The sequence below is a fragment of the Acidovorax sp. genome, from assembly GCF_021287135.1.
Taxonomy (GTDB): Bacteria; Pseudomonadota; Gammaproteobacteria; order Burkholderiales; family Burkholderiaceae_C; genus Acidovorax.
On record NZ_JAJTBB010000065.1, the window covers coordinates 17,869 to 40,577 of the forward strand.

25 protein-coding genes are annotated in these 22,709 nt (G+C 67.6%); 9 read left to right on the top strand and 16 right to left on the bottom strand.

Annotated features, from left to right (window positions below; genetic code table 11):
• Positions 1-11 precede the first annotated feature (11 nt).
• Positions 12-479, top strand: coding sequence for an Lrp/AsnC family transcriptional regulator (locus tag LWW96_RS15025; RefSeq protein ID WP_291488370.1), 468 nt, complete (start codon positions 12-14; stop codon positions 477-479).
• A gap of 23 nt (positions 480-502) precedes the next feature.
• Here the strand turns inward: LWW96_RS15025 and LWW96_RS15030 are convergent, their stop codons facing one another.
• The 6 genes from LWW96_RS15030 to LWW96_RS15055 all read right to left on the bottom strand — a co-directional run bounded on the left by LWW96_RS15030 (position 503) and on the right by LWW96_RS15055 (position 4,813).
• A complete protein-coding gene (locus tag LWW96_RS15030) occupies positions 503-1,414 on the bottom strand; it encodes a DUF3014 domain-containing protein (RefSeq protein WP_291488371.1) in 912 nt (303 codons plus the stop codon).
• 177 nt (positions 1,415-1,591) lie between these two features.
• On the bottom strand, positions 1,592-2,266 hold the full coding sequence (locus LWW96_RS15035; RefSeq protein ID WP_291488372.1) for a dienelactone hydrolase family protein: 675 nt from the start codon (positions 2,264-2,266) through the stop codon (positions 1,592-1,594).
• A 58-nt stretch (positions 2,267-2,324) separates the two neighbouring features.
• Positions 2,325-3,143 carry a class III extradiol ring-cleavage dioxygenase gene (locus LWW96_RS15040; RefSeq protein WP_291488374.1) on the bottom strand — a complete coding sequence of 273 codons (819 nt, stop codon included), beginning with the start codon at positions 3,141-3,143 and terminating at the stop codon, positions 2,325-2,327.
• 129 nt (positions 3,144-3,272) lie between these two features.
• Entirely contained in the window at positions 3,273-3,695 is a 423-nt protein-coding gene (gene arfB / locus LWW96_RS15045; RefSeq protein ID WP_291488376.1) for an alternative ribosome rescue aminoacyl-tRNA hydrolase ArfB, read from the bottom strand.
• A gap of 23 nt (positions 3,696-3,718) precedes the next feature.
• The gene (aroQ, locus tag LWW96_RS15050; RefSeq protein ID WP_291488378.1) at positions 3,719-4,204 is read right to left on the bottom strand and encodes a type II 3-dehydroquinate dehydratase; all 486 of its coding nucleotides are present in this window, start codon (positions 4,202-4,204) and stop codon (positions 3,719-3,721) included.
• 273 nt (positions 4,205-4,477) lie between these two features.
• Entirely contained in the window at positions 4,478-4,813 is a 336-nt protein-coding gene (locus tag LWW96_RS15055) for a hypothetical protein (protein ID WP_291488379.1), read from the bottom strand.
• 171 nt (positions 4,814-4,984) lie between these two features.
• On the opposite strand from LWW96_RS15055, the gene LWW96_RS15060 reads away from it, so the two are divergent.
• On the top strand, positions 4,985-6,820 hold the full coding sequence (locus tag LWW96_RS15060) for a glutamine--tRNA ligase/YqeY domain fusion protein (protein WP_291488380.1): 1,836 nt from the start codon (positions 4,985-4,987) through the stop codon (positions 6,818-6,820).
• Between the two features lie 99 nt (positions 6,821-6,919).
• On the opposite strand, the gene LWW96_RS15065 is transcribed toward LWW96_RS15060, so the two are convergent.
• Together LWW96_RS15065 and LWW96_RS15070 are read right to left on the bottom strand one after the other, a co-directional pair.
• Positions 6,920-7,594, bottom strand: a complete 675-nt coding sequence (locus tag LWW96_RS15065; RefSeq protein ID WP_291488381.1) for a hypothetical protein — start codon at positions 7,592-7,594, stop codon at positions 6,920-6,922.
• 345 nt (positions 7,595-7,939) lie between these two features.
• The gene (locus LWW96_RS15070; protein ID WP_291488382.1) at positions 7,940-8,248 is read right to left on the bottom strand and encodes a single-stranded DNA-binding protein; all 309 of its coding nucleotides are present in this window, start codon (positions 8,246-8,248) and stop codon (positions 7,940-7,942) included.
• A 219-nt stretch (positions 8,249-8,467) separates the two neighbouring features.
• On the opposite strand from LWW96_RS15070, the gene LWW96_RS15075 reads away from it, so the two are divergent.
• Complete coding sequence (locus LWW96_RS15075) at positions 8,468-8,776, top strand: hypothetical protein (RefSeq protein WP_291488383.1); 309 nt, start codon at positions 8,468-8,470, stop codon at positions 8,774-8,776.
• Between the two features lie 51 nt (positions 8,777-8,827).
• On the opposite strand, the gene LWW96_RS15080 is transcribed toward LWW96_RS15075, so the two are convergent.
• On the bottom strand, positions 8,828-9,790 hold the full coding sequence (locus LWW96_RS15080) for a M14 family metallocarboxypeptidase (protein WP_291488384.1): 963 nt from the start codon (positions 9,788-9,790) through the stop codon (positions 8,828-8,830).
• A 182-nt stretch (positions 9,791-9,972) separates the two neighbouring features.
• Here LWW96_RS15080 and LWW96_RS15085 point away from each other — a divergent pair, with 182 nt between their 5' ends.
• The 3 genes from LWW96_RS15085 (at position 9,973) to LWW96_RS15095 (ending at position 11,559) form a co-directional block, all read left to right on the top strand.
• Entirely contained in the window at positions 9,973-10,299 is a 327-nt protein-coding gene (locus LWW96_RS15085) for a hypothetical protein (RefSeq protein WP_291488385.1), read from the top strand.
• 142 nt (positions 10,300-10,441) lie between these two features.
• Positions 10,442-10,759, top strand: a complete 318-nt coding sequence (locus tag LWW96_RS15090) for a DUF2322 family protein (protein WP_291488386.1) — start codon at positions 10,442-10,444, stop codon at positions 10,757-10,759.
• A gap of 338 nt (positions 10,760-11,097) precedes the next feature.
• Positions 11,098-11,559 carry an SRPBCC family protein gene (locus LWW96_RS15095; protein ID WP_291488387.1) on the top strand — a complete coding sequence of 154 codons (462 nt, stop codon included), beginning with the start codon at positions 11,098-11,100 and terminating at the stop codon, positions 11,557-11,559.
• A 22-nt stretch (positions 11,560-11,581) separates the two neighbouring features.
• Here the strand turns inward: LWW96_RS15095 and LWW96_RS15100 are convergent, their stop codons facing one another.
• Positions 11,582-12,364, bottom strand: coding sequence for a transporter substrate-binding domain-containing protein (locus LWW96_RS15100; protein ID WP_291488388.1), 783 nt, complete (start codon positions 12,362-12,364; stop codon positions 11,582-11,584).
• Between the two features lie 173 nt (positions 12,365-12,537).
• Here LWW96_RS15100 and LWW96_RS15105 point away from each other — a divergent pair, with 173 nt between their 5' ends.
• Positions 12,538-12,789, top strand: a complete 252-nt coding sequence (locus tag LWW96_RS15105; RefSeq protein WP_291488389.1) for a hypothetical protein — start codon at positions 12,538-12,540, stop codon at positions 12,787-12,789.
• 62 nt (positions 12,790-12,851) lie between these two features.
• On the opposite strand, the gene LWW96_RS15110 is transcribed toward LWW96_RS15105, so the two are convergent.
• From LWW96_RS15110 to LWW96_RS15120, 3 genes are all read right to left on the bottom strand, one after another.
• A complete protein-coding gene (locus LWW96_RS15110; RefSeq protein ID WP_291488390.1) occupies positions 12,852-15,434 on the bottom strand; it encodes an IPTL-CTERM sorting domain-containing protein in 2,583 nt (860 codons plus the stop codon).
• 154 nt (positions 15,435-15,588) lie between these two features.
• Positions 15,589-16,320 carry a LuxR family transcriptional regulator gene (locus LWW96_RS15115; protein ID WP_291488391.1) on the bottom strand — a complete coding sequence of 244 codons (732 nt, stop codon included), beginning with the start codon at positions 16,318-16,320 and terminating at the stop codon, positions 15,589-15,591.
• A gap of 428 nt (positions 16,321-16,748) precedes the next feature.
• Positions 16,749-18,041 carry a phospholipase D-like domain-containing protein gene (locus LWW96_RS15120; protein WP_291488393.1) on the bottom strand — a complete coding sequence of 431 codons (1,293 nt, stop codon included), beginning with the start codon at positions 18,039-18,041 and terminating at the stop codon, positions 16,749-16,751.
• 330 nt (positions 18,042-18,371) lie between these two features.
• On the opposite strand from LWW96_RS15120, the gene LWW96_RS15125 reads away from it, so the two are divergent.
• Positions 18,372-19,259, top strand: coding sequence for a M23 family metallopeptidase (locus LWW96_RS15125; protein WP_291488500.1), 888 nt, complete (start codon positions 18,372-18,374; stop codon positions 19,257-19,259).
• A gap of 111 nt (positions 19,260-19,370) precedes the next feature.
• Here LWW96_RS15125 and gltS read toward each other — a convergent pair whose 3' ends face one another.
• Entirely contained in the window at positions 19,371-20,585 is a 1,215-nt protein-coding gene (gltS, locus tag LWW96_RS15130) for a sodium/glutamate symporter (RefSeq protein ID WP_291488395.1), read from the bottom strand.
• A gap of 220 nt (positions 20,586-20,805) precedes the next feature.
• On the opposite strand from gltS, the gene LWW96_RS15135 reads away from it, so the two are divergent.
• The gene (locus LWW96_RS15135; protein ID WP_291488397.1) at positions 20,806-21,444 is read left to right on the top strand and encodes a pseudouridine synthase; all 639 of its coding nucleotides are present in this window, start codon (positions 20,806-20,808) and stop codon (positions 21,442-21,444) included.
• Here LWW96_RS15135 and LWW96_RS15140 read toward each other — a convergent pair.
• Both LWW96_RS15140 and gstA read right to left on the bottom strand, forming a co-directional pair.
• Complete coding sequence (locus LWW96_RS15140; protein ID WP_291488399.1) at positions 21,363-22,076, bottom strand: glutathione S-transferase family protein; 714 nt, start codon at positions 22,074-22,076, stop codon at positions 21,363-21,365. The genes LWW96_RS15135 and LWW96_RS15140 overlap by 82 nt on opposite strands.
• The gene (gene gstA / locus LWW96_RS15145; RefSeq protein WP_291488401.1) at positions 22,073-22,681 is read right to left on the bottom strand and encodes a glutathione transferase GstA; all 609 of its coding nucleotides are present in this window, start codon (positions 22,679-22,681) and stop codon (positions 22,073-22,075) included. Before gstA ends, LWW96_RS15140 begins: the two co-directional genes overlap by 4 nt.
• Positions 22,682-22,709 lie beyond the last annotated feature (28 nt).

Genomic DNA, 22,709 nt, shown 5'->3' on the forward strand with positions numbered 1-22,709 from the left:
TGAACCCCACCATGCAACCCTACCCGCTCGACCCCGTGGACCGCACCTTGCTCACCGCCCTGCAGCGCGACGGCCGCGCCACCGTGGGCGAGCTGGCAGAGGCGGTGTCGCTGTCCACCTCGCCGTGCTGGCGGCGCGTGCGGGCGCTGGAGGACGCGGGCGTGATTGCGGGTTACCACGCCCACCTGCACCGCCAGCGCGTGGGCTGGGGCGTGCTGGGCTTTGTGCAGGTGGCCCTGCACGACCACACGGCCGAAACCACCTCGGCCCTGGAGCGGGAGGTGATGGCCATGCCCCAGGTGCTGTCGTGCCACAACCTGTCGGGCCGCTACGACTACCAGCTGGAGGTGGTGGCGGCCGACCTGGAGTCGTTTGCCGAATACGTCCGCACCCATGTGCGCAGCCTGCCCGGCGTGCGCGAGATTTCGACCAGCTTTTCGCTCAAGGAGGTCAAGCGCACCATGGCGCTGCCGCTGTAGCGGTGCCGATCAAGCCCGCCGACTCAGCGCGGGGGCCGGGGCGGGAGTTCGCGCGTCGCCACCCGCTTGCGCAGTTCGCGGATCAGCGCCTTGGCGCGGGCTTCGTTCTCGGGGCCCATGCGCACCAGGATCTTCTGCCCGCTGGAGAGGGCCTGCAGCGCCGGGTCTTCAAACTCGTAGCGCACCCAGGGGCGCGGGTCGGCCAGTTCGGTGTTCACGGGCAGCAGCTTCACGCGCACCGGGCCGCGGGGCTCCGGCGCCAGCAGCAGGTGGTCCAGCACGGCCACGAGGCGGTCGTTGAAGTAGCGGCGCGGGAAGCCCAGCTCCTCATACGCCTGCTGGAACAGCGGGTACAGCCGCGCATACAGCGCCACCGCCGCGTCCAGCGGCACCGCTTCGGCAAAGGCCAGCGCGGCGCGGTAGCGGGCGGCGTTGGCCGCGGCAATCGGCGCGGGAGCATCGGCCGCGCCGTCTACCAGGAACCGGTCACGCATCGGCTGCACGGGCCACATGCGCGCGGGCGCCTGTGCGCGCCCCAGGTTGTCCACCGTGGCAACGGCGCGGCGCACAAAGCCCTCGGTCTGCAAGAAGGCGGCCACCTGCCCCGGGCCCAGCAGTTCGTTCAGCAGCGCGGTGACGCGCCCATCCGACTCGGCCAGCGCCGGCAGGGCGGCATCGGCCGGTGCCAGCGCATCGACCGGATTCTGCGGGCCAGACGCTGGCGGCGCAGGTTCGGGCGCTGTGGCGGGGGCGGGTGCTGGAGGCGCCGACGCCGCGGGCGGGGGCGCTGCGGGCTGCGGCTCGGCCTGGCGCTGCCAGAACCACCAGGCCCCCGCCGCAACCACCGCGCACACCGCAACGGCGGCGGTCACCCAGGCGCCGACGGGCGTGCGCTCGGGCGCGGGGCGGAATTCTGCGGTGTCGTGCTCGGGCATGGGCTCTCCTGGTCAACAAGGAACACCGTGCGAGCCTGCGCAGCGCCCGATGTTCCCGTCTTTTCTTTCGTCCCCTTCCGGGCGGAAAGGACGTCCGCACCCATTGCAACCCAGCCTCCGGGCCGGTCCGTAACACCGTGTAGGAAGGCCGCCAGGCGCGGCCCGGGCCTGGCCCCGTCAGAACGCCGCGGGCGCGGTGGTGGACAGCGACTCCAGCCACGCCACCGTGGCCGCCAGCTCGGAGGGGCGGATTTCGTGGGCGCTGGGAAACTCGTGGTACTCCACCGCCACGGGCAGCGGGGCCATGTGGTGGGCGATGGCCTGCGCATGGGCCAGCGGAATCACGTTGTCGTGCGTGCCATGGCTGAGCCACAGGCGCTTGCCCCGCAGCGCATCGGCCGGGGCAGCATGCGGCAGCACCTGCTGCAACAACCGGCTGTGCCACACCAGGGCCGCGTGCATCAACTCCGGCCGCGTCAGCAGCAGCGACAACGCCATGATGCCGCCCTGGCTGAAGCCGCCCACCACCACACGCTCGGGCGGAATGCCCAGTTGCTCGGCCGCGGCGGCCACGGCCTGCGCCGCCAGGGCCCGGCTCCGGGCCTCCTGCTCTCCGTTGATCGAGCGATCGCCGTTGGGCTCGATGGAGAAGTCAAACCACGCATGCGCGCCCGGCCCCATGCGGAACGGGGCGCGCAGGCTGACCACGTGGAAACGGTCCGGAATCTGCGATGCAAGGCTGAACAAGTCCTGCTCGTTGCTGCCCACGCCGTGCATCAGCACCAGCAGCCAGGGGCGGGGCGTGGTGGCGGCGGCGGGGCGCTGCAAGAAGGTAAGCGGTAGGTGAAGCATGGTGAAGCGCCAGGGTCGGTGGATTGCAATTCAGAGGGGTGGACGGGCGTGGACCGCGTCAATGCACCGGTTCCAGTGCGAACGCGTCCATCGCCAGCATGCTGTACATCACTTCGCGACTCAAGTAGTTTGCGTGCAAATCGTCACCGGCCGCACCCAGCGCAAAGAAAAGGGGCAGGAAATGGTCTTCGGTGGGGTGGGCGCGCGCGGCGTGCGGCGCCTGGCTGCGGTAGTTGAGCAAGGCGGGCAGATCGCGCCGCGCCAGGGCGTCCTCGATCCAGCGGCTGAACGCCACCACGTAGGGCGCAGGCTCGCGCGCGCCGCCAAAAAACTCGGCCAGGTTGTGCGTCATGCTGCCGGAGCCCATCACCAGCACGCCCTGGCTGCGCAGGCCGCGCAAGGCGGCGCCCAGCGCATACACCTCAGCCGGGCCGGCGCCCACCGGCAAGGCCACCTGGACCACCGGCACATCTGCCTGGGGGAACAGATGCATCAGCGGCACCCAGGCCCCATGGTCGAACGGCCGAGCGGCGTCTCCCGCGGCCGCCACGCCAGCGGCTTGCAGCAATGCCAGCACTTCCTGCGCCAGCGCGGGCGCCCCCGGCGCGGGGTACTGCAGCTGGTAGAGCGCGGGCGGAAACCCGCCAAAGTCGTGCCAGGTGGCCGGCTGCGGCCCGGTCATGACCTGGACCGAACGTGCCATCCAGTGGGGCGACATCACCACGATGCCGCGCAGGCCCGGGTACTGCGCCCGCAGGCTGCTGCCCCAGCGGGTGAGCGCGGGCCCGGTCGTTCCGGCGTCCAGGGCGAACAAAGGAGCTCCGTGCGAGACGAACAACGCAGGCAGCGTGGCGGTAACGTGGGGTGTGGCAGACATGGCGATTCCAAGGTGAATGCCTTGAATGTAGGGTGTCCGCGAGGCCCTACCAAGCCCTGGAAGGCGGACAGATTGTTCCAGCGGTGATGCCAATAGCCCCGATGCCGTGGGCAGGCGGCGCCCTTGGGATCAGCCCCCGGGGTCCCGCACGCGGCCGCGCAGCGCCTTGGTCTCCCCCCGCTGGGCCTTGCCCTGCAGCCGGCGGCGCTGCGAGCCCAGGGTCGGCCGGGTGGCGCGGCGCACCCGGGGCGGCAGGGCCACCGAATCCACCAGGGCCTGCAGCCGCGCCAGCGCATCGGCCCGGTTCAGCTCCTGGCTGCGGTACTGCTGGGCCTTGATGACGACCACGCCGTCCTGGGTGATCCGGTGGTCCCGCAGGGCCAGCAGGCGCTGCTGGACCGGCTCGGGCAGCGAAGACGCCCGCACGTCAAAGCGCAGTTGCACCGCGGACGAGACCTTGTTGACGTTCTGCCCGCCCGGCCCCTGGGCGCGCAGGGCGGTGAACTCCACCTCGCGCTCGGGCACCTGCAGCGCCATCCGCGGTCCAAGCATGGCGCAACGCCCTTTCCGGCCGGTCAGCCCGCGGGCTGCGCCGAGGGCGCCAGCATCTGGGCCAGGCCGTCAATCGCCAAGCCGTAGCCCAGCACGCCAAACCCGCACATCACCGCCTTGGCCGCGGCGGCCATGTACGAATGGTGGCGGTACGACTCGCGGGCGTGCACATTGCTGATGTGCAGCTCGATCAGGGTAATGCCCGTGCCCTTGATCGCGTCGTGCAGCGCAATGCTGGTGTGCGTGTAGGCGCCCGCGTTCAAGACCACGCCCGCCAGTTCACCCGCCGCGTGCAGGCGGCCGGCCTCGTGGATCCAGTCCACCAGCGCGCCTTCGTGGTTGCTTTGGTGAAACCGCAGCGCGAAGCCGTGGCGCTCGCACGCCTGGGTGCAGAGCTTCTCCACGTCGCCCAGCGTTTGCGCGCCGTAGACCGCGGGTTCGCGCGTGCCCAGCAGGTTCAAGTTGGGGCCGTTGAGGACAAATACCGTCTTTTTCGTTGCTGATGACATGCGTGCACTCCGGAGCAAGGCGCCCGACCAAGCGGGCCACTGGTGAAGCCCGGGATTATGCTGCGCACGCTGGGCCCTGCCCCGACCCACCCTGCCTGGGCGGGCACTAGGTGTTCAGGCCCCAAGCAAAGCGACCCCACCAAGGGGCCGAAGGCAAAGGACCGCGGAGCAGGGCTCCGCCGTCCGCCAGCAAGGGGTGGGGCGCGCTCCCCGTGGGGTGGCGCGCCCGCTATTCCGCAACTTCAGCACCCCGCTGGCGAAGCGCCGGAGGGGTCAGCGGTCCCAGCGGCCGTAGCCGTATCCGTGGTGGTGATGGTGGCGAGGGCCGCCACCACGGTAGTACACCACCGCAGGGGGCGGCGCATAGTAGGCCGGGGGCGCGTAGTACACCGGCCGCGGGGGCGGCGCGTAGTACACCGGCGGCGGCGGAGCCACATACACCGGAGCGGGTGCGTAGTAGCCATTGCTGGCCCCCACCACCACGCCGGGCACGCCAATCCCTACGGACCAACTCACGTCGCGGGCCTGGGCTGCGCCCGAACCGGCCAGCAACGCCAGCGCCACGCCAGCCGCACCGGCCAGGGCATAGATAGAACGGGTTTTCGTCATGGACATCTCCTGTTTGAGCGAGGGCAGCCAGCCAACGGACTCACCTCACGGGTATCTAACGCTTCAAATGTCAAAAAGGATGGCATAAAAACGTCTTTACGTTGTTTCCGGACGTACACGCCCTTGTTTCCGTGCGTAAAGCATCACGGAACCGCCGCCTAAAATGGCCGCATGAGCACCCCGACCTCCGCCAACACCCCCTCCGCCGCAGCCGCCGAAGCGCCGGAATCCGTCAAACCGAGCAATTTCTTACGCCAGATCATCGAACATGACCTGGCCAACGGCACCTATGCCAGCCGCCGCTGGGCCGGCACCCCCGGCGACGCCGCCCACCACGCCCAAGGCGAGCCCGACCCCGCCAAGATCCGCACCCGCTTCCCGCCCGAGCCCAACGGCTACCTGCACGTGGGCCACGCCAAGAGCATCTGCCTGAACTTCGGCCTGGCGCGCGACTACGGCGGCGTGTGCCACCTGCGCTTTGACGACACCAACCCCGAAAAAGAAGACACCGAGTACGTCAACAGCATCATCGACGCCGTGAAATGGCTGGGTTTTGACTGGGCCCAGCCCGGCCAGGCGCCCGGCAGCGCCGCGCCCTACCAGGCCAGCGACTACTTCGACTTCATGTACCGCTCAGCCGAGTACCTGATCGAAGCCGGCCACGCCTACGTGGACGAGCAAACGCCCGAAGAGATGCGCGCCAACCGCGGCGACTTCGGCAAGCCTGGCGTGGACAGCCCCTTCCGCACCCGCACGCCCGCCGAAAACCTGGCGCGCTTCCGGGAAATGCGCGACGGCCAGCTGGCCGACGGCGCCGCCGTGCTGCGCGCCAAGATCGACATGGCCAGCCCCAACATCAACCTGCGCGACCCGGCCATCTACCGCATCCGCCGCGCCACGCACCACAACACGGGCGACAAGTGGTGCATCTACCCCATGTACACCTACGCGCATCCCATCGAGGACGCGCTGGAGCAGATCACCCACAGCATCTGCACGCTGGAGTTTGAAGACCAGCGCCCCTTCTACGACTGGCTGATGGAGCGCCTCATTGAAGGCGGCCTGCTCGCATCGCCCCCGCCCCGGCAGTACGAATTTGCGCGCCTGAACCTCACCTACGTCATCACCAGCAAGCGCAAACTGGCCCAGCTGGTCAACGAAGGCAAGGTGGACGGCTGGGACGACCCCCGCATGCCCACCATCGTGGGCCTGCGCCGCCGCGGCTACACGCCCGAAGCCATCCAGCTCTTTGCCGAACGCATCGGCGTGACCAAGAGCGACAGCTGGATCGACTACAGCACCCTGGAAGGCTGCCTGCGCGAAGACCTGGAAGCCAAGGCCCACCGCGGCATGGCCGTGCTCGACCCCGTCAAGCTCGTGCTGACCAACTGGGACGAAGTGATGGGCGCAGGCCACCTGGAGCCCTGCCAGCTGCCCGCCCTGCCCCACCCGCCCGAAGGCGTCGAAAGCCCCATCCGCCACTTCACCATCGGCAAGGAAGTGTGGATCGAGCGCGAGGACTTCGCCGAAGTGCCGCCCAAGGGCTACAAGCGCCTCTTCCCTGGGAACAAGGTGCGCCTGAAAGGCGGCTACGTCATCGAATGCACCGGCTGCACCAAGAATGCCAACGGAGTCATCACCGAAGTGCTGGCCACCGTGGTGCCCGACACCAAGAGCGGCACCCCCGGCGCCGACAGCGTGAAGGTGAAAGCCGCCATCACCTGGGTGGGCGTGGCCGACGGCGTGAATGCCGAGGTGCGCATGTACGACCGCCTGTTCAGCGACGCGCACCCTGATGCGGGTGGCAAGAACTTCCTGGAAAGCCTGAACCCAGGCAGCCTGAAGGTGGTGACAGCCATCGTGGAGCCGTCATTGGCAAATGCGAAGCCGGACGACAAGTTCCAGTTTGAGCGGCACGGGTACTTTGTGGCGGACCGGGTGGATCACCAGGCTGGGAAGCCTGTGTTCAATCTCGCGGTGGGGTTGAAGGATTCTTGGGGGAAGTGATTTCCACCAAGAAATCAAGGATGGCCGGCAGGGTTTGGGACTCGCTGACCTTCTCCAGTTCGGCATTTGCCTCTTATAGGCCTCCTAGAACTTCGGACCCTAACCAGCGCTTTCATCAAAGAACTTTTTCGCGATGATCGTTAGGTCATCCCGTTGAACGCCGCCAATATCAAGCACGAGAACGCAGGCGGTGAATGCAAGACGATCTGCCAAGTGCAGAACTTCATGGAGCTCAGCATCTGAATGCTGAGGCTCTATGACGGCATCGCCGATCCACCGCTGAACTTGCAAAGAGCCGCCGTGAGTAAAGGCGCTCATTGCAGACCACCCCTGTGAGTATATGCGCGACAACACTGGTGCAAGCCCATGTCTCTCTTCCAGCAGCTTAATTACGGACGCGGGTTTCGGGTCGTACCGGCCGGCAAAAAATTCATCTAGAGTCGAATCTGACGCGACGTACGCAGCCCAAGCTCCTCGCCATACGGAATCAAAGATCGTCCGCAACAATGCAAAGGCCGAACTGCGCATGTTATTGCGGAGGAGCACGATGAGCGCGACATGATGATCAAGCGCCGACGAAAACAGAGCACTTGATATGGAGAGACGCAATCTCATTCCAGCTGAGCCAACGATACAGTGGCCGTCCCCATCGACTAATGGGGGAAGACTGACCGTTTCAGGGAGCAGCTTGTACAGTTCCCGAGAAAAGTTCGTAGATCTTTCGATGGCCGCGCGTACGGCATCGGATGGAAGTGGCGGCTCTAGTATGTCCATGCGTCAATATTCTGGGCCATCAGGTATAGATGGGACTGCGGCGGAAACCCTGCAGGGTTGTTTGGCCCAAAAGTTAATAGCGATACTGAAGCAGGTAGGCTATGCAATGTGCCGCTAGTCAACCGCTTTTACGATCCTCACCTTGTTCGCCGGAAAACCCAACGGCGCCGAAGAGTTCGATTTCTAAGCGAACTGAGGTCTTCATCTAGTATTCCGGCCGCTCACATGAGGCCGGCTTGCCATCCATCCCCCCAGAATAGCAAAGTGCGCTCACGGCCGGACACCGCTTGCCTGCGCAGTGCTCACACCGGACGCGCCATTCGCGAGCCACTTTAACCGGCCCCCTCAGGCCTCCCCCTGCGCCTGTACCGTCAAAACCCTGGCAGCCACCATGTCCAGCGCGGGCCGGGTGTTGCCCTGCTTGTCTGCCCACACCTTGGGGGTGAGCGCGCCGGCCAGGGCCACGGAGTCGCCGTCGTTCAGCGCCAGCAGCGCGGTGCAGGCGGCGGGGGCAAAGGCGATGACGTTGACGAGCACCGGCTCGCCGTCGCCGGCGGCCGCCCGCACCTTGGCCACCACAAAGTGCGTGGCGTTCTTGCCCTCCCGCATTTCCGCCACGCCCACCAGACTACCCGCCACGAGGCCATCGATCACATCATTTCCTTGGTTGCTAAAGCTGCCCCGAGCCTAATGGATGGGACGGCCTGAAAGAGCCGCCGTGGCGTGAATCCCCCGGCGGCAACGGCGGGTGGCCAGGCGGCCGGCCGTGATTTGCTATATTTTTCATAGCTGTTTGCGCTTTACCAGATTGCCCTGGAGGCCATTTCAATGCCCTACTGCGCCTGCCACCCAGTTTGCGCTACAAACACCGCCATGCCCACGCCCCTTTCCGCGCCGCCGACATTCGCCCCCACCTACGGCCCGGTGCCGCCCGGCCCGCTGGCGGGGCCGCTGCGGCTGCTGCCCGTGAGCGCGGGGGGCATGGCAGTACACACGGCCACGGGCGCACACGTGGGCTCGCTCAAGCAAGTGGGCGGTGTGTGGAAGTTCAAGGCCATGGGCTACGACGCGGCCGGCCGCATGGAACCCGGCCATGGCCCGCTGACGGACCAGCACAACATGCCGTTTGCCACGCTCGACGCAGCCGAGGTCAGCGCCCGGTTGCTGGGCGCGCCCGGATAGGCGGAGACGGCGCACCGGCGCCGCGCAGGTGCCGGGACGGCGCCAACCCACTCAGGGGTGCTGCGCCCCAGCCAGCACGAATGCCACCGCCGCCCGCACCGCCGCCACCTGGGCCTCGATGCACTGCTCGGGCGTGGCGCGCGGGCTGTCGGGGTACACCTCCGTCGTGGTGGTGTAGCGCGCGCCGCTGATGCCCGCGCACAGGCCCCACGGCTTCATCGGGTAGCGGATGACGCCCGGCGCGACCACGGGTGAGCCGATGATTTCGTTTTTCTCGTCCGCCGGCGCAATGTGCGTCACGCGGCAGACGGCCTCGATGAGGGCCTGCTGGAAGGCGGGCTGCGGGTTCTCGGCGTCGTCCACCAGGTAGAAGCCGTCGGGGATGCTGCCGGGCTCGAAGGGTTTGCCGTCGCGCGCGGCCACGGCCGGGCGGTATTCGGACTCGTCGGTGTCGGTGGTTTCGTGCAGGTCGATGTGGGCGCGCCACTGGCCGTGCAGCGGGGCCACCAGGCGCATGAGGGCGGCGGACTCCTGCGCGGGCGAGGCGGGGCGGAAGCAGCGGTTGGGGTCCAGGGCGTCAAAGTTCCAGCGCTGGATGCGCTCGTACGCCCAAGGGCTGACGCAGGGCACGACCAGCAGGTTGGCGCGGCCCGCCCATTCGGCAGCATGCTGCTGCGCAAACCGCAGTGCGCCGTGCACGCCACTGGTCTCATAGCCGTGCACGCCGCCCGTCACCAGCACGCTGGGCAGGCCGGGTTGCCAACGGCGGCTGCGCAGCGCCTGCAGGGGAAAGCGCTCTGGCGCGGGGTGCGCATCGGCACAGACCACTTCGCCATAGGTCTCCACATCCCATTCGGCGCGCAGCGCGTCGATGGCGCTAAGCACGTCGTCCGCATGGCTGCGCTGGCGCACCTGCCGGGCACGCCACAGGGCGCGCTCGGCGTCGCCCCAGGGCTGGCCGGGCGTGCCGATGGGATAGAAAAACGGGGAAGGCGACGGGGCGGCTGCTGGCATGGGCGGGTGAAGGGTGGTGATCAGGCACGGGAGCCCGCGCAGAATACGCGATGCGCCTGCGGCAGCCCGGGCTGCCGGTATTCTCTTGCGGGCCAGGAACCGGCCAACCCGCAAGACACGGCGCCACCACCGCAACCTGGCAGATCATCGCCCCCCCAGCCGACCGTGCCCCACCCGCGCCCATGCCCCGCCGCCCCCACCACCACGTCTATGTTGTCGAGCTGTCCCGCGACGTGCTGCGGGAGCCGCGCTTTCGCAAGTGCAACCCCGGCTATGTGGAAGGCAAGCCGTGCGTGTACGTGGGCATGACGGGGCTGGACCCGGACGTGCGCTTTGACAAGCACAAGACAGGCATCCAGGCCAACCGGTTTGTGCAGCAGTACGGCCTGCGGCTGTTGCCGGATCTGTACGAGGGTTTCAACCCCATGCCGTACCAGGAGGCGGTGGACCGGGAGATCGAGATCGGCATCGACCTGCGCTCGGCCGGGTTCGGGGTGTGGCAGGCGTAGCCCGGCGCAGCCCGGGGCCACCGTGCGGGGCGATGGCGTAAGATGCGCGCCGGGTAGATACTCACTTTTTCATAGCTGCCAGCGCTTACTCCATAAGCGCTGGAGGCCAATTTCATTCAAAATCACACCCTCAAAACGCGCCATGAACTTCGCCGACCGCCTGAAGCAACTCCCCTCCGCCGCCCACCTCGCCGCCCTGCACCTGCTGGGCGCGGACGGCCAGACGCTGGCTACGCTGGAAAACAAGCCCGGCCAGGCGGGCTCGCTGGCCGTGTACGCCGCGCTGGCGGCGCTGTACGGCGGGCGCATCACGCCGGCCGCCGCCAGCCTGGGGCTGGAGTGGTATGGCGAGCACGTGGCGGACGCCCAGGCATTTCCGGGCAAGCACCCCAATATCGACCGGCTGCTGGCCTGGGCCGGCGGCAGCGAGAGCTTCGCGGTGCGCACCGTGGCCGCCTGACAGGCCGGACGGCCAAAAAGCCGGCCCGGCTGGGAATGCTCCGCACACAGCGCGCGGAAAGCTTGCGCTGCGGATCGGGCGGGGCTGCAAGGCGCAAAGCCGAATACGGAAAACGCGGCAATAGCCGGTGCAACGGCGAGGCCTTGCTTGCGTGGCAGCCTGCCCGAGGCCCCAGAGGCGCACGGCGCGACGATTCGTGCAAAGCCCCCGTGCGACGCCACGTTGTCGAAAACGGGCCGCCCTGATCGTCGTAGGGGTGTGGGCGCACGAAACCCGGGTGGCGGCCGTGCGGCCCACAATCGTTCGATGTCCCGCCGCCAAACCCTTTGGAGACCCCTATGACGACTCCCGACACCGCCACCGGCACCGTGACGTTGCACCGCGTGCTGCGCGCCCCGGCCGAGCGCATCTACCGCGCCTTTCTGGACCCCGATGCCATGGGCAAATGGCTGCCGCCGCATGGCTTTACCGGCCGGGTGCTGAGCCTGGACGCCCGCGTGGGCGGCAGCTACCGCATGCAGTTCACCAACTTCAGCAACGGCCAGACGCATGCGTTTGGCGGCGAGTATGTGGAGCTGGTGCCAGGCGAGCGCATCGTGCACACCGACCGCTTTGACGACCCCAACCTGCCGGGCGAGATGCGCACCACCGTCGCGCTGCGCAAGGTGCTGGTGGGCACCGAGGTGTCCATCGTGCAGGCGGGCATCCCGGCGGTGATTCCCACCGAGGCGTGCTACCTGGGCTGGCAGGAATCGCTGCAGCTGCTGGCGCAACTGGTGGAACCGGAAATCCCGGGCTGACGCGGCTGCACGGCCCCTCCGCTCACTTGAGCCACTTGTCCGCGGCCTGCTGGATGCCGCCGCGGCTGTCCACCAGGCCCCAGACAAAGCCCATCACCCGGGTGTAGTCCGCGTCGTCCACCGGCACCATGAACCCCAGGTAGTTCTTGGGCGTGAGCGGGGCCTCGACGAACGCGGCGGCCAGGCGCGGGTCGGCCTTGGCGTAGTGCAGGGCCTCGTAGGTCTCGGTGATCATCACGTCGCCTTTGCCCTCGGCGATCAGCGCGGGAATCTCGGCGTTCTTGTCGTGCGTGCTGACCTGCGCAGCCTTCAGGTTGTTCAGCACGTAGGTCTCGTTGGTGCCGCCGGGGTTCTTGATGACGCGCACGGTGGGCTGGTTCAGGGCGTCCACGCTGGTGTACTTGGCCTTGTCGGCCGCACGCACCAGGGCCACTTTGCCAAAGGGCGCATAGCCCGGCAGCATGTCGAAAAGGCGCATGCGGTTGACGTTGCGGGTGATGCCGCCCACGGCCACGTCGAACTTGTCGGCCTGCAGGTCCTTGACCAGGTTGGGCCAGGAGGTCTGCACGTACTCGACCTTCACACCCAGCTCCTTGGCCATGGTCTCGATCACATCGATGTCATGGCCGCTGTAGCCTGCGTCGGTCTTGATGGCAAACGGGCGGTAGTCGCCCGGCGTGCCGACCCGCAGGACCTTGGTGTCCAGGATCTTGTCGAGCCGGGGCCCGGCGTGCGCCGCCTGCGCGAGCGCCAGACAGGCCACCACGGCGGCTGCCGCCGATGCCAGGGTTTTCTTTGCGTTCATGGTCCAGTGTCCTCCAGACATTGTGGGAATCGTTGCGATGAAAAAACGCCGCGGAGCGCGGCGCGGGTACGGCGGCTGCAATCACCGTGCCACACTGGCAGGGTACACAGAAAAACCCGTCCGGGCCGCGAAATGCGTTACCCTGCCCGCCCACTTCACCAGGAGCTAGCACCATGGCCAAGAAACTCACCGTCACCATCCAGCTTGAAATGACCGTGCCCGACGACTGGCAGCTGGCCGACACGTCCGAAGGCACACCGGTGCTGCAGCTGTCGGACGGCCGCTACATGGACATTGCCGTGGAGCCGCTGTTTGCCACCGACCCGGAAGACATGTGGAGCAGCACCGACGACGAGGAGGTGCTGGACGAGATCATGGAGATGGTGGAAAGCGAAGCCGTCACCTACGAGTTTGCGGCGCAATAAAAGCAAAAGCGTGCCCGGGCACGCTTTTGCGGGTTGGCCGGCCAGCGGCTGGAGTTGCCGCGCTACCGCAGCGCCCGGTACCGCCGCACCCGGCCGGCGCCCAGCAAGCCCAGCGCAGCGACCAGTGCGATCTGGCCCCATTGCGACAAGGTGGGTATGGACGTGGCCGCTGCAGCCGCCAGCACCGCCGGGCCACCCGGGTCCAGGATCAGGCTGTTCGCCGCCAGATCGTCATCGCCCGCACCGCCATCGGTCAGTGTCAGGGTCACGGTATTGCCGCTGATGAGGGCACCGGGGAACGGATACCAGTGGGCGACCGGGTTGCCTGCCGTCTTGCCGTATTTCCAGTACACGGCGTTCGCCGGCAAGGCCGTGGGGTAGGTGATGGTGACGGTTGCGCTGGTGCCTGCAGTGCCGGTATCGAGTTGCAGGTCCAGCAGCCCATGCGGAAACGCATAGCCGCTGGGGCCGGTGCCGGCCGCCGACGCGACAGAGACGAAGCTGGCGCTGCGAACCTGCCAGGCGGTGCTGCCGCTGGAGTGGGTCAGCTCCAGGCGCCCCGTGCCGGAGCCCGTCGCCGTGGTGCCGTTGGGCGCCGAGCAGTTGGCCGTGCTGGCCGCACTGGTGCATGTCCAGGTCCAGGGGGATCCCGCCGCGACCGCGCTGGGAGTGCCAACCTGGCACAGACCCCCGCCTGACGGGGCGAACACCGTCGGGGCGTTGTGGGCCGCGCCACAGCTGGCGCCGGCGCTGGTGGTGAGGCTCCGGGGCGCCGAAGCCCCCCAGCCCGACGTGCCCGCGCCATTGATGCGCAGCAGGTAGCCCGAACTCGCGGACAGCCCCGTCACCGTGGCCGAGGTCGACGCCGGGGTGATGGCGGATTGCAGCGCGGCGGTGGTCCAGGTCGCGCCTCCATCGGACGACTGTTCAATGCGCACCCCGCTGGTGCCGGGGGCGTTGAAGCCCACCGTGGCCGTGGTTTCCGTCACCGTGCCCAGCGTCAGCACCGGCAGGCCGATGAGATTGGACCACCCCACGTAGTTGGAGCCGCTGTCGCTGTCGTTGAGGCGGAAGTAATACCGGGTGGCCGGGTCCAGGCCCGACACGGTGAAGCTGGTGTTGGCGGCCGTCAAGGTGCCCGGCGGGGTGACGGTCGCGCTGCTCCAGGTGCTCCCGTCGGTGGATTGCTCGACGATGAACGCATTCGTGTTGACGGCGGGCACCACGCCGCTGGCCAGCCCCAAGGTGGCCGTGGTGGGCGTGCGTGAACCGAAGACCAGGAGCGGGTCGCTGTAGGCGAGCACGCTGTCGTTCTGGTCCTTCACGATGGTGATGCCGGAGCCGTGCACGCCGGGCGCCACCGTGTTGCTGTGGCCCACCGAGAAACCCGCCAGGCCGGGGTCGTTGATCAGGCTGTAGCCGTTGACCGAGAACTCGCTGCCGGGCTGGTACGACTGCCACCCGCCCGTCAGCGACAGGCTGGTGGAGCAATTGCTGATGACGTTGCCGGTGATCGTGGCCTGGCTGCCCGGGAAAAATCCCACCGTGGCGATGCCTGCGCTGGTGTACGAGCTGATGAGGTGGGCCTGGTAGCCCGTGATGGTGTTGCCCGTGACCGTGGTCTGCCCGCCATACAGATAGATGCCGTTCTCGAACCCGTCGGAGGACCGCAGGCGCTCTGCGTGCACCGTGCCGTTGAAGGTGTTGTTGGTGATGGAGGCGCTCTGGCTGTTGTACAGGTGCACGGCATCCCGGAAAGCGTTGGAGCTTCCAAAGGTGCTGCCAGTGACGCTCACCGTCCCCTGAAAGTCGTAGTCGGCGTACACCCCGTAGCTGAGGTCGCCCACCGCTGCGTACAGGCCTTGCGCCTCGGCCAGGTTGTTCTGCGCGAAGAGCTGGTCGTTCTTGAACCAGAAATTCTCGAACACCACCTGGTCCAGGCTGGCCTGCGAGGTGCCCGTCAGGAAGACGGCGCCAAAAATGCCGGTCAGGCCTTGCGCATTGGTGGTGGTGGCCACGTTGCGCAACGTGAGGTTGCTGACCGCGAGGTTGCCCCCCGAGGTCACCAGCCAGAACAGGTTGCCCCGGTACCGGCGGTTGGTGCTGGCATCGGGCATGCCCAGGTGGAAGATGGTCTGGTTGTCATAGCCCTGCCCCATGCCGCCCAGCGCCTCGATGGTGGCGCCGTTGCCCTGGATCGTCAGCGGCCGGTTGATTTCGGTGCCGTAGATCTGGTAGGTCACACCGCCGGACAGGTTGATGGTGGAGACGGCGGGATTGTTGAGGGCCGCGCTCAGGGCCGCGGAATCTGCCGCGTTCACCGTGGACCCTGGGGCCACATTGACCCCGACGGTGAGCGTCCGGCTGGCGGTAGCCACACCGTCGCTCACTTCAATCGTGAAGGTGTCCGTACCGAAGTAGCCGGGCGCCGGCGTGTAGGCCACCGGCCCGACAGGCAGCGTGACCAGGCTGCCGGCCGTGCCGCAAATGCTGTTGGCACAGCTGGAATTGGCGGTGGCGGGGAAGCCGCTGAGTGTTCCGTGCGCCGGGGCCGCTGTCACCGTCCAGGTCAGGGTCTGGTTCACATCGATGTCGCTGACGGCCAGCTGGTTCAGGAGGCTGGTGCCGCTGGGGTTGACGGTCAAGGCCGACAGGCCGCCGACGAAAGCGGGCGCCGCAGAGGCCCCGAGCGACAGCCCGATACCCGACCACAACAATAACGAACACGCCACCCACCGGATTCGAGATCTTTTGAGCACTTCTCCCCCCCTTTTCTTAAAGATATTTGCTTGTGTGAAATCAAAGTCCTATGATTTTCAGTGCCATGGCCTTTGCAATCATCTGCGACCTGTTCTCGGCCTGCAGTTTCTCGCGAGAGCTATGGATGTGCGAAATCACGGTTCTGGTCGTGATCTTGAGTTTCTTGCTGATCTCGGCATCGCGCAGACCCCGCGCAGCCAATTGCAGACACTGCAGTTCCCGCGGACTGATGGCTTTAGCGAGCGGGGTGGTTTGCACTTTCATGAGCCGCTGAACGGCCGAGTGCATGTAAATGCTCAGCAATTGCCCATACGGAAGAATTTTCAGGGTCTTCTCATATTCGGCATCAGGATCGGCGTCCTTGGCAATTCCCAAACCACCGATGGTCATGTTCGACGGCCCGACGGGAAATGTGGCACCGGCCCGCACGCCGTAGCGCGCCGAGACTTCCAGAATCTCCTGGCTCTCGGGGGTGTCAAAATCGGAACGGCGCCACACCTGCGGCAAATCGCTGGCGAGCATGCGCACCGACGGCGGGTCGATCCGGTACCACTGCCGCTCCGAAAACAATTTCACATATTCCGGGTCATAGGTACCGAGAAAAAAAGCAAGAGGCTGCTGCGAGATGAATTCTTCTTTTCTCATCATCCCGTACATAAACCAGTCGAACCCCAGTTTCTCGACCACCTTTTGCGAAAGCTCTTTCAGACTATCGAAATTCTGCGCATCGCGCACCGCTTCCAAATCTCGAGGTGAAATAGCAAAAGGCATGGGACGCAAAATAACCACACAGCCAGGCAATCAATACACTCTACCAGAATTTACAAAAAGTAATACTGTCAGAACTGACAATGCGTATCTCCTGCGCGACCCTTTTTTTGGGCTGGCTTTTGGGGGCGGCGACGCCTGTCCCGCCGAACGGAAGCGGGCCCCGAAACACAGGAGAAAGTGAGTTCTGCAGGCGCTGGTGAAAGAGAACCCCAGGCCGCGCTATTGAGCGAGCCGGCGATGGAATGCGTGCCAGCGTCTTTTTGCTACGGATGCTCTGCACGAATCGAGCGGCAAGTGTGCGCTGCGGATCGGGAGGGGCTGCAAGGCGCAAAACGCAGCAATAGCCGCAGCTATTGCGAGGTTTTGCAACGCCGCAGACCGCCCGAGTCCGCAGATGCACACGGCGCGACGATTCGTGAAGAGGATCCCTACAGCTGGGATTCCAGCAATCCCGTGATCCGCTCGGCCAGGCGCTCCTTCAGCGGCCGGTTTTTCCAGTCCTCGTACGTCACGCGGCGCGAGCGGCGGATGTCGTCCTCGAACACCCGCGTCTGCCGCTGCGCAAAGGCAGCGTCGTAGACGTTCAGGTTGGCCTCGTCGTTCAGCCGGAACGACCGGTTGTCGAAATTGGTGGAGCCCACCGACACCAGCCGCTGGTCCACGATCATCACCTTGCAGTGGTACATGGTGGGGCGGTATTCATAGATCTCGGCGCCCGCCGCCAGCAGCGGCCCCCAGGTGCCGCGTGATGCGGCCTTCACCGTCTCGGTGTCGGTGTGCTCGCCGGGCGTGACCAGGCGGATGCGCACGCCCCGCGCCAGCGCATCCATGAGCAGCTTGTGCGTGAGCTCGTCGGGCACAAAGTACGCTACCGACAGGTCGATGCTGCGCTCGGCCGCGGTGATCGCCAGGTGGTACATCAGCTGCATGCTCTCGCTGCCGCTGGACGGCGAGCTGGAAAACATCTGCGCCTTGTGCGTGCCCACACGCGGCAGCGGGGGGAAATACCGGTCGCCATGCAGCACGCGGCCCGTGACCTTGAGCCAGTTGTCCAGAAACGTGGCCTGCATCTGCGCCACCGCCGGTCCGCGCACCAGGTAGTGCGAGTCGCGCCAATGGTCGGGGTCCTGCGCCTGGCCGGTCCATTCCGGCGCAATGCCCACGCCGCCGGTGAAGGCCACCTGCCCGTCCACCACCAGCAGCTTGCGGTGGGTGCGGTTGTTCATGCGCGCCCAGTTGTACCAGTGCGGCTTGTGGAATTTCTCGATCTGCACCCCGGCCTGCTTCATCTCGGTCAGGTAGCTCTCTTCCATCTTGGCGCTGCCCACCCAGTCCAGCAGCACGTGCACCGGCACGCCGGCGCGGGCGCGTTCGCTCAGCGCGTCGGCAAACTGCTTGCCAATGTCGCCCGACCAGTAGATGTAGGTTTCAAACGTCACGCTGTGGCGCGCGGCCCGGATCGCAGCCAGCATGGGCGGGAAGATCTGGTCGCCGTTGAGCAGCTCGGTCACCTCGTTGCCGCCCACAATGCCCGGGCCGAGCAGGCTGCCCAGCGCCCGCTCGAACTGCGGGCTGGCGGCGCTGTACAGGCGCGGCAGCTGCTGCTGCACCTTTTTCTCGCCCGCCGTGAAGTTCAGGGCCAGCAACACCAGCGCACCCGTGGCCAGGGCGGTCCAGAACACGTGGAAGAGGGTCGAACGGCGGCGGCCGGCGGCAGGCATGGCGCGATTGTGGGCACCGCCCCGCCGCACCGCTGTAGGCCGCCACCGCCACTGTAGAGCAGCCTGCGGCGCGTTCGGGAGGCCGTGCAACGCAGCAGGCCGCCCGAGGCCGCAGCGGCACACGGCGCCACGGTTCGTGAAGAGGAACCCCAGGGCACGGGGCCGGCGAACCGGGGGGCGGCACAATGGCAGGCCGGGCGGTGCGCTGCTGCGCCCCTGCCCCGTGGGCGCTGCCCTTGACCTTTGCTTTCATCTTCTGCCGTGACCCGCCGCTCCCCCACCCCCTCTTCTTCCCCCGCCACGCCCGCTTTGTCGACCCTCGCTTCGCCGCTGCTGCCGCCCGGCGCGGTCTCGCGCCGCCAGGTGCTGTCGGGGGGCGCGGGGCTGCTGGCCCTGAGCGCCGCCCACGGGCTGCACGCCCAATCCGCTGCGCCAGAGGTATGGCCCCGGCCGCTGCAAGTGCCCGGCGGCGTGGCGCGGCTGTCGCTGGGCCCCGCCCCCACCCGGCCGCTGGCGCTGCTGCGCCGGGGCGATGGCGACGTGCCCGTGCTCGTGACGGGCGACGCCATCGAATGGACCGCCGTGGTGGGCATTGCACTGGCGGCCACGCCCGGCGAGTCGTCCATCACCGTGGCGGCGGCGTTGCCGGGCGGGCGCGAGCGCCAGGTGCCATTTACGGTGGCGCCCAAGCACTACCAGGAGCAGCGCCTGCAGGTCGCTCCCCGCACCGTGGACCTCGCGCCCGAGGACCAGGCCCGCTACGAACGCGAGCGCGACCACCAGGCCGGGGTGATGGCCACCTTCACCGAGCCGCCGGCAGGCAGCGCACCGTCCGCCCTGCGCATGCGGGCGCCGGTGCCGGGCCGGCGCTCCAGTTCGTTCGGGCTGCGCCGGGTGTTCAACGGCCAGCCGCGTAACCCGCACAGCGGCATGGACATCGCCGCAGCGACGGGCACCCCCGTGGTGGCGCCGCTGGCGGGCCGCGTGATCGACGTGGGCGACTATTTCTTCAACGGCGGCACGGTGTGGCTGGACCACGGCCAGGGGCTGCTCACCCTGTACTGCCACCTGAGCCGCATGGACGTGCGCGTGGGGGACGCGGTGAAGGCCGGCGAGGCGTTCTGCCAGGTGGGCGCCACCGGCCGCGTGACCGGCCCGCACCTGCATTGGGGCGTGATGCTCAACCGCGTGATGGTGGACCCGGCACTGTTTTTGTAGCCCCCGTGAGCCACTGCGGTGGCCGCTGCGGGGCGGCCGTTGCGCGGCGCCACTCGCTCGCGCCGCGCCCATCCCTCGCTTGCGACCGGCGCCGCCCCCCGCTTCAACAGGCTACTTCAGGTAGTTCATGAAGCCGGTGATGATCACGGCGTTGAAGAAGTCAATGAACAGCGACCCCACCAGCGGGATCACGAAGAACGCCTTGACCGAAGGGCCGTTCACCGCGGTGAAGGCGTGCATGTTGGCCATGGCATTGGGCGTGGCGCCCATGCCGAAGCCGCAGTGGCCGGCGGCGATCACGGCCGCGTCGTAGTCGCTGCCCATGACGCGGAAGGTGACAAAGTAGCCGTACGCGAACATCAGCACCGTCTGCACCAGCAGGATCACCAGCAGCGGGCCCGCCACCTGGGCCAGCTCCCACAGCTTCATGGACATGAGCGCCATGGCCAGGAAGAACCCCAGCGAGACATTGCCCACCACGTCAAACTGGCGCAGGGGCAGTGCCCCGTCCCGCCAGTCGATGATGTTGCGCACCAGCGCGGCCACCAGCATCGGGCCCAGGTAGGCGGGCAGCGTGATGCCCAGGCTCTTGAGCCAGTTGACCAGCACCGTGCCCGCGCCAATGGACACGGCGATCAGGATGCTGGCGTACATGACCGTGTCGCCATGGCTGCTGCCGCTGCGGTCCGGTTCGGCACCCTGGGTGCCGGCGCCCGCGCCGCCCGGGACGGCCAGCGCCGGGGAGCCCGGCACGCGCAGGTGGTTGCGGCGAATCAGCAGCGTGCCCAGCGGCCCGCCAATGACGCAGCCGGCCACCAGGCCGTAGGTGGCCGCGGCAATGGCGGCGGGCAGCGCCCCCGCCGCACCCGCCTGCTCCAGCAGCGGGCCGAAGGCGGCCGAGGTGCCGTGGCCGCCGGTGAGCGAGATCGACCCCGCGGCCACCCCGATGAGCGGGTGCACGCCCAGCGCCGCCGCCAGGCCGGCGCCCAGCAGGTTCTGCAGCACCACCAGCCCGATCGCCGCGGCCAGGAACAGTGCAACGCCCACGCCCCCTTTTTTCAGCAGCTCAAAGCTGGCCGAGAACCCGATGGTTGTGAAGAACACCAGCAGCAGGAAGGCGCGCATGTTGTCGTAGAACTGGAACGCGAACAGGCCCGTTGCGTGGCCGGCCAGCGCAATCAGCGAGAACAGCAGCCCGCCGATGATGGGGCCGGGGATGAAATAGCGTGACAGCAGGCTCACGCGGTTCTTGATGAACTCGCCGGCCACCAGCAACACGGCTGCGACGCCGATGGTTTGGGCGATATCAAGTTCAATGGTGGTCATGGCGGCGTCTCCTGGATACCTCGAAGGGTGAAGGCACACGTGCCCCGATGCAATATTTGCTATGCTTTAGATAGCTGCTTGCGCAATATCTATGCGCTATAGAGCCCAATTTTACCCTCACCCCAATAACCCCAAAAACCCCCAAATCCGGTACCTTGCGAACTGCCGGCCCAGTTGCTCCGCCGGGCACCGCCACCCGCGGGGGTATGCTCGGCGCCCCATGCCACCCCGCCTGATCCGCTTTTACAAACCCTATGGCGTGCTGAGCCAGTTCACGCCCGAGGGGCGGTGGCAGGGCCTCAAGGACTACATCGACCTGCCCGGCGTGTACGTGGCGGGCCGGCTGGATGCCGATAGCGAGGGGCTGCTGCTGCTCACCGACAACGGCGCGCTGCAGGCGCGCATTGCCGATCCGCGCTTCAAGATGGAAAAGACCTACTGGGTGCAGGTGGAGGGCATTCCGGACGAGGCCGCGCTCGCGGCGCTGCGCCAGGGCGTGGTGCTCAACGACGGCCCCACCCTGCCCGCGCGGGCGCGGCTGCTGGAGCCCGCCCCCGCGCTCGGCCCGCGCAACCCGCCCATCCGCGAACGCAAGCACATTCCCACGGCGTGGATCGAGCTGGTCATCCGCGAAGGCCGCAACCGCCAGGTGCGCCGCATGACGGCCGCGGTGGGCCACCCCACGCTGCGGCTGGTCCGCGCGGCCATCGGGCCGCACACGCTGCAAGGGCTGGCGCCGGGCACCTGGGCCGATGCCGAGCCGGGCGCCCTGGCCGCCTATGGCGCGGCCTCCGCCCCCATGCGCCGCGACAAGGCCGAGCCGCGGGCGCGCAGGAATGCGCGCAAGCCTTCGGGATAGCCTGCGTCCACGGCCTGGCGCAACGAGGCGCGCTGCGCCAGGGCCTGGCGCCAATCCGCCACCTGCGGCACGCCCCGCCACAGCCCCAGGTCCACCACGCCGGGCAGTGTGTCGATCACGTCGAAATAGCGGAACACGGGGCCGAACACCGCGTCCACCATGCAGAAATCCGCCCCGGCGAAATAGGGCCCCGGCCCGCCGCGTTGCGCCAGCGCCTGCTCCAGCTGCACAAAACGTCCGTGCAACTGCTGCGCACTGGCCTGCAGCGCAGCCTCGTGCGGCGCGGCATAAAACGTACCGATGGTGTTGAGCACGGCCGAGCCAAACTCCATCCACGCACGGTGGCGGGCGCGCTGCAGCGGGTCCTGCGGGTGCAGCGGGGGCATGGCCACTTCGTCCAGGTATTCGCAGATCACGGCGGACTCGAACAGTGCTTCCCCGCGCACCTGCAGCACCGGCGTCTTGCCCAGCGGCGAAAGGGCCAGGAACCACGCGGGCTTGTGCGCCAGGTCGACGGTGCGGCGCTCGAAGGCGAGGCCTTTCTCGTGCAGCACGATGGCCACGCGCTGCACGTAGGGGCACAGCGCATGCGAGACCAGCGTGGGCAGGGAGCTGCCCGCCGCGGCGGTCATGCCAGCAGCCCCTCGGCCCGCAGCGCGGCCTGCACCGGCGCACGTGCCGCCACGCGGGCCATCCAGGCCTGCAGATGCGGGTAGGCCGTGAGCGGCACGCCCAGCAGGTGGGCCCAGTTCAGGATGGTGAAGCCGTAGGCGTCGGCCACGCTGTAGCCGCCCGCCAGGAAATCGCTGCGCGCCAGCACGGCGTCCAGCTCCGCAAACCGCGTGGCCAGCTTGGCCTTGACCGCCTGCCGCGTGGATTCGGCGGTCTCCTTGTGCCACAGCCAAGGGCTGAAGCCCTTGTGCAGCTCGGTGCTGATGAAGGTCAGCCATTCGACCACGGCCAGGCGCTGGCGCGACCCCGGCGGGCCGATTAGCGCCCGCGCAGGGTCCAGGTCGGCCACGTACTGCAGCAGGGCTGCACCTTCGGCATGGCGCGAGCCATCGCCCAGTTCCAGCAGGGGCACGTAGCCGCGCGGCGACACGTCAAGGAAATTGCCCCCCGCCTCGGTGGTGTGCGTGCGCAAGTCCACCTTGACGAGTTCAAACGAGGCACCGACTTCGCGCAGTGCAATGTGGACGGCAAGCGAGCAGGCGCCGGGGGAGTAGTAGAGCTTCATGGAGCGGGGCTTTCTGTGCAAGGGAGTG

Bases quoted from the DNA above. Each gene is read 5' to 3' on its own strand.
- LWW96_RS15030 (WP_291488371.1), bottom strand. From the start codon at position 1,414: ATGCCCGAGCACGACACCGCAGAATTCCGCCCCGCGCCCGAGCGCACG.
- LWW96_RS15090 (WP_291488386.1), top strand. From the start codon at position 10,442: ATGAACTTCGCCGACCGCCTGAAGCAACTCCCCTCCGCCGCCCACCTC.
- LWW96_RS15100 (WP_291488388.1), bottom strand. From the start codon at position 12,364: ATGAACGCAAAGAAAACCCTGGCATCGGCGGCAGCCGCCGTGGTGGCC.
- LWW96_RS15065 (WP_291488381.1), bottom strand. From the start codon at position 7,594: ATGGACATACTAGAGCCGCCACTTCCATCCGATGCCGTACGCGCGGCC.
- LWW96_RS15040 (WP_291488374.1), bottom strand. From the start codon at position 3,143: ATGTCTGCCACACCCCACGTTACCGCCACGCTGCCTGCGTTGTTCGTC.
- LWW96_RS15035 (WP_291488372.1), bottom strand. From the start codon at position 2,266: ATGCTTCACCTACCGCTTACCTTCTTGCAGCGCCCCGCCGCCGCCACC.
- LWW96_RS15120 (WP_291488393.1), bottom strand. From the start codon at position 18,041: ATGCCTGCCGCCGGCCGCCGCCGTTCGACCCTCTTCCACGTGTTCTGG.
- LWW96_RS15115 (WP_291488391.1), bottom strand. From the start codon at position 16,320: ATGCCTTTTGCTATTTCACCTCGAGATTTGGAAGCGGTGCGCGATGCG.
- LWW96_RS15075 (WP_291488383.1), top strand. From the start codon at position 8,468: ATGCCCACGCCCCTTTCCGCGCCGCCGACATTCGCCCCCACCTACGGC.
- gltS (WP_291488395.1), bottom strand. From the start codon at position 20,585: ATGACCACCATTGAACTTGATATCGCCCAAACCATCGGCGTCGCAGCC.
- LWW96_RS15025 (WP_291488370.1), top strand. From the start codon at position 12: ATGCAACCCTACCCGCTCGACCCCGTGGACCGCACCTTGCTCACCGCC.
- LWW96_RS15105 (WP_291488389.1), top strand. From the start codon at position 12,538: ATGGCCAAGAAACTCACCGTCACCATCCAGCTTGAAATGACCGTGCCC.
- LWW96_RS15135 (WP_291488397.1), top strand. From the start codon at position 20,806: ATGCCACCCCGCCTGATCCGCTTTTACAAACCCTATGGCGTGCTGAGC.
- aroQ (WP_291488378.1), bottom strand. From the start codon at position 4,204: ATGTCATCAGCAACGAAAAAGACGGTATTTGTCCTCAACGGCCCCAAC.
- LWW96_RS15055 (WP_291488379.1), bottom strand. From the start codon at position 4,813: ATGACGAAAACCCGTTCTATCTATGCCCTGGCCGGTGCGGCTGGCGTG.
- arfB (WP_291488376.1), bottom strand. From the start codon at position 3,695: ATGCTTGGACCGCGGATGGCGCTGCAGGTGCCCGAGCGCGAGGTGGAG.
- gstA (WP_291488401.1), bottom strand. From the start codon at position 22,681: ATGAAGCTCTACTACTCCCCCGGCGCCTGCTCGCTTGCCGTCCACATT.
- LWW96_RS15060 (WP_291488380.1), top strand. From the start codon at position 4,985: ATGAGCACCCCGACCTCCGCCAACACCCCCTCCGCCGCAGCCGCCGAA.
- LWW96_RS15085 (WP_291488385.1), top strand. From the start codon at position 9,973: ATGCCCCGCCGCCCCCACCACCACGTCTATGTTGTCGAGCTGTCCCGC.
- LWW96_RS15080 (WP_291488384.1), bottom strand. From the start codon at position 9,790: ATGCCAGCAGCCGCCCCGTCGCCTTCCCCGTTTTTCTATCCCATCGGC.
- LWW96_RS15095 (WP_291488387.1), top strand. From the start codon at position 11,098: ATGACGACTCCCGACACCGCCACCGGCACCGTGACGTTGCACCGCGTG.
- LWW96_RS15140 (WP_291488399.1), bottom strand. From the start codon at position 22,076: ATGACCGCCGCGGCGGGCAGCTCCCTGCCCACGCTGGTCTCGCATGCG.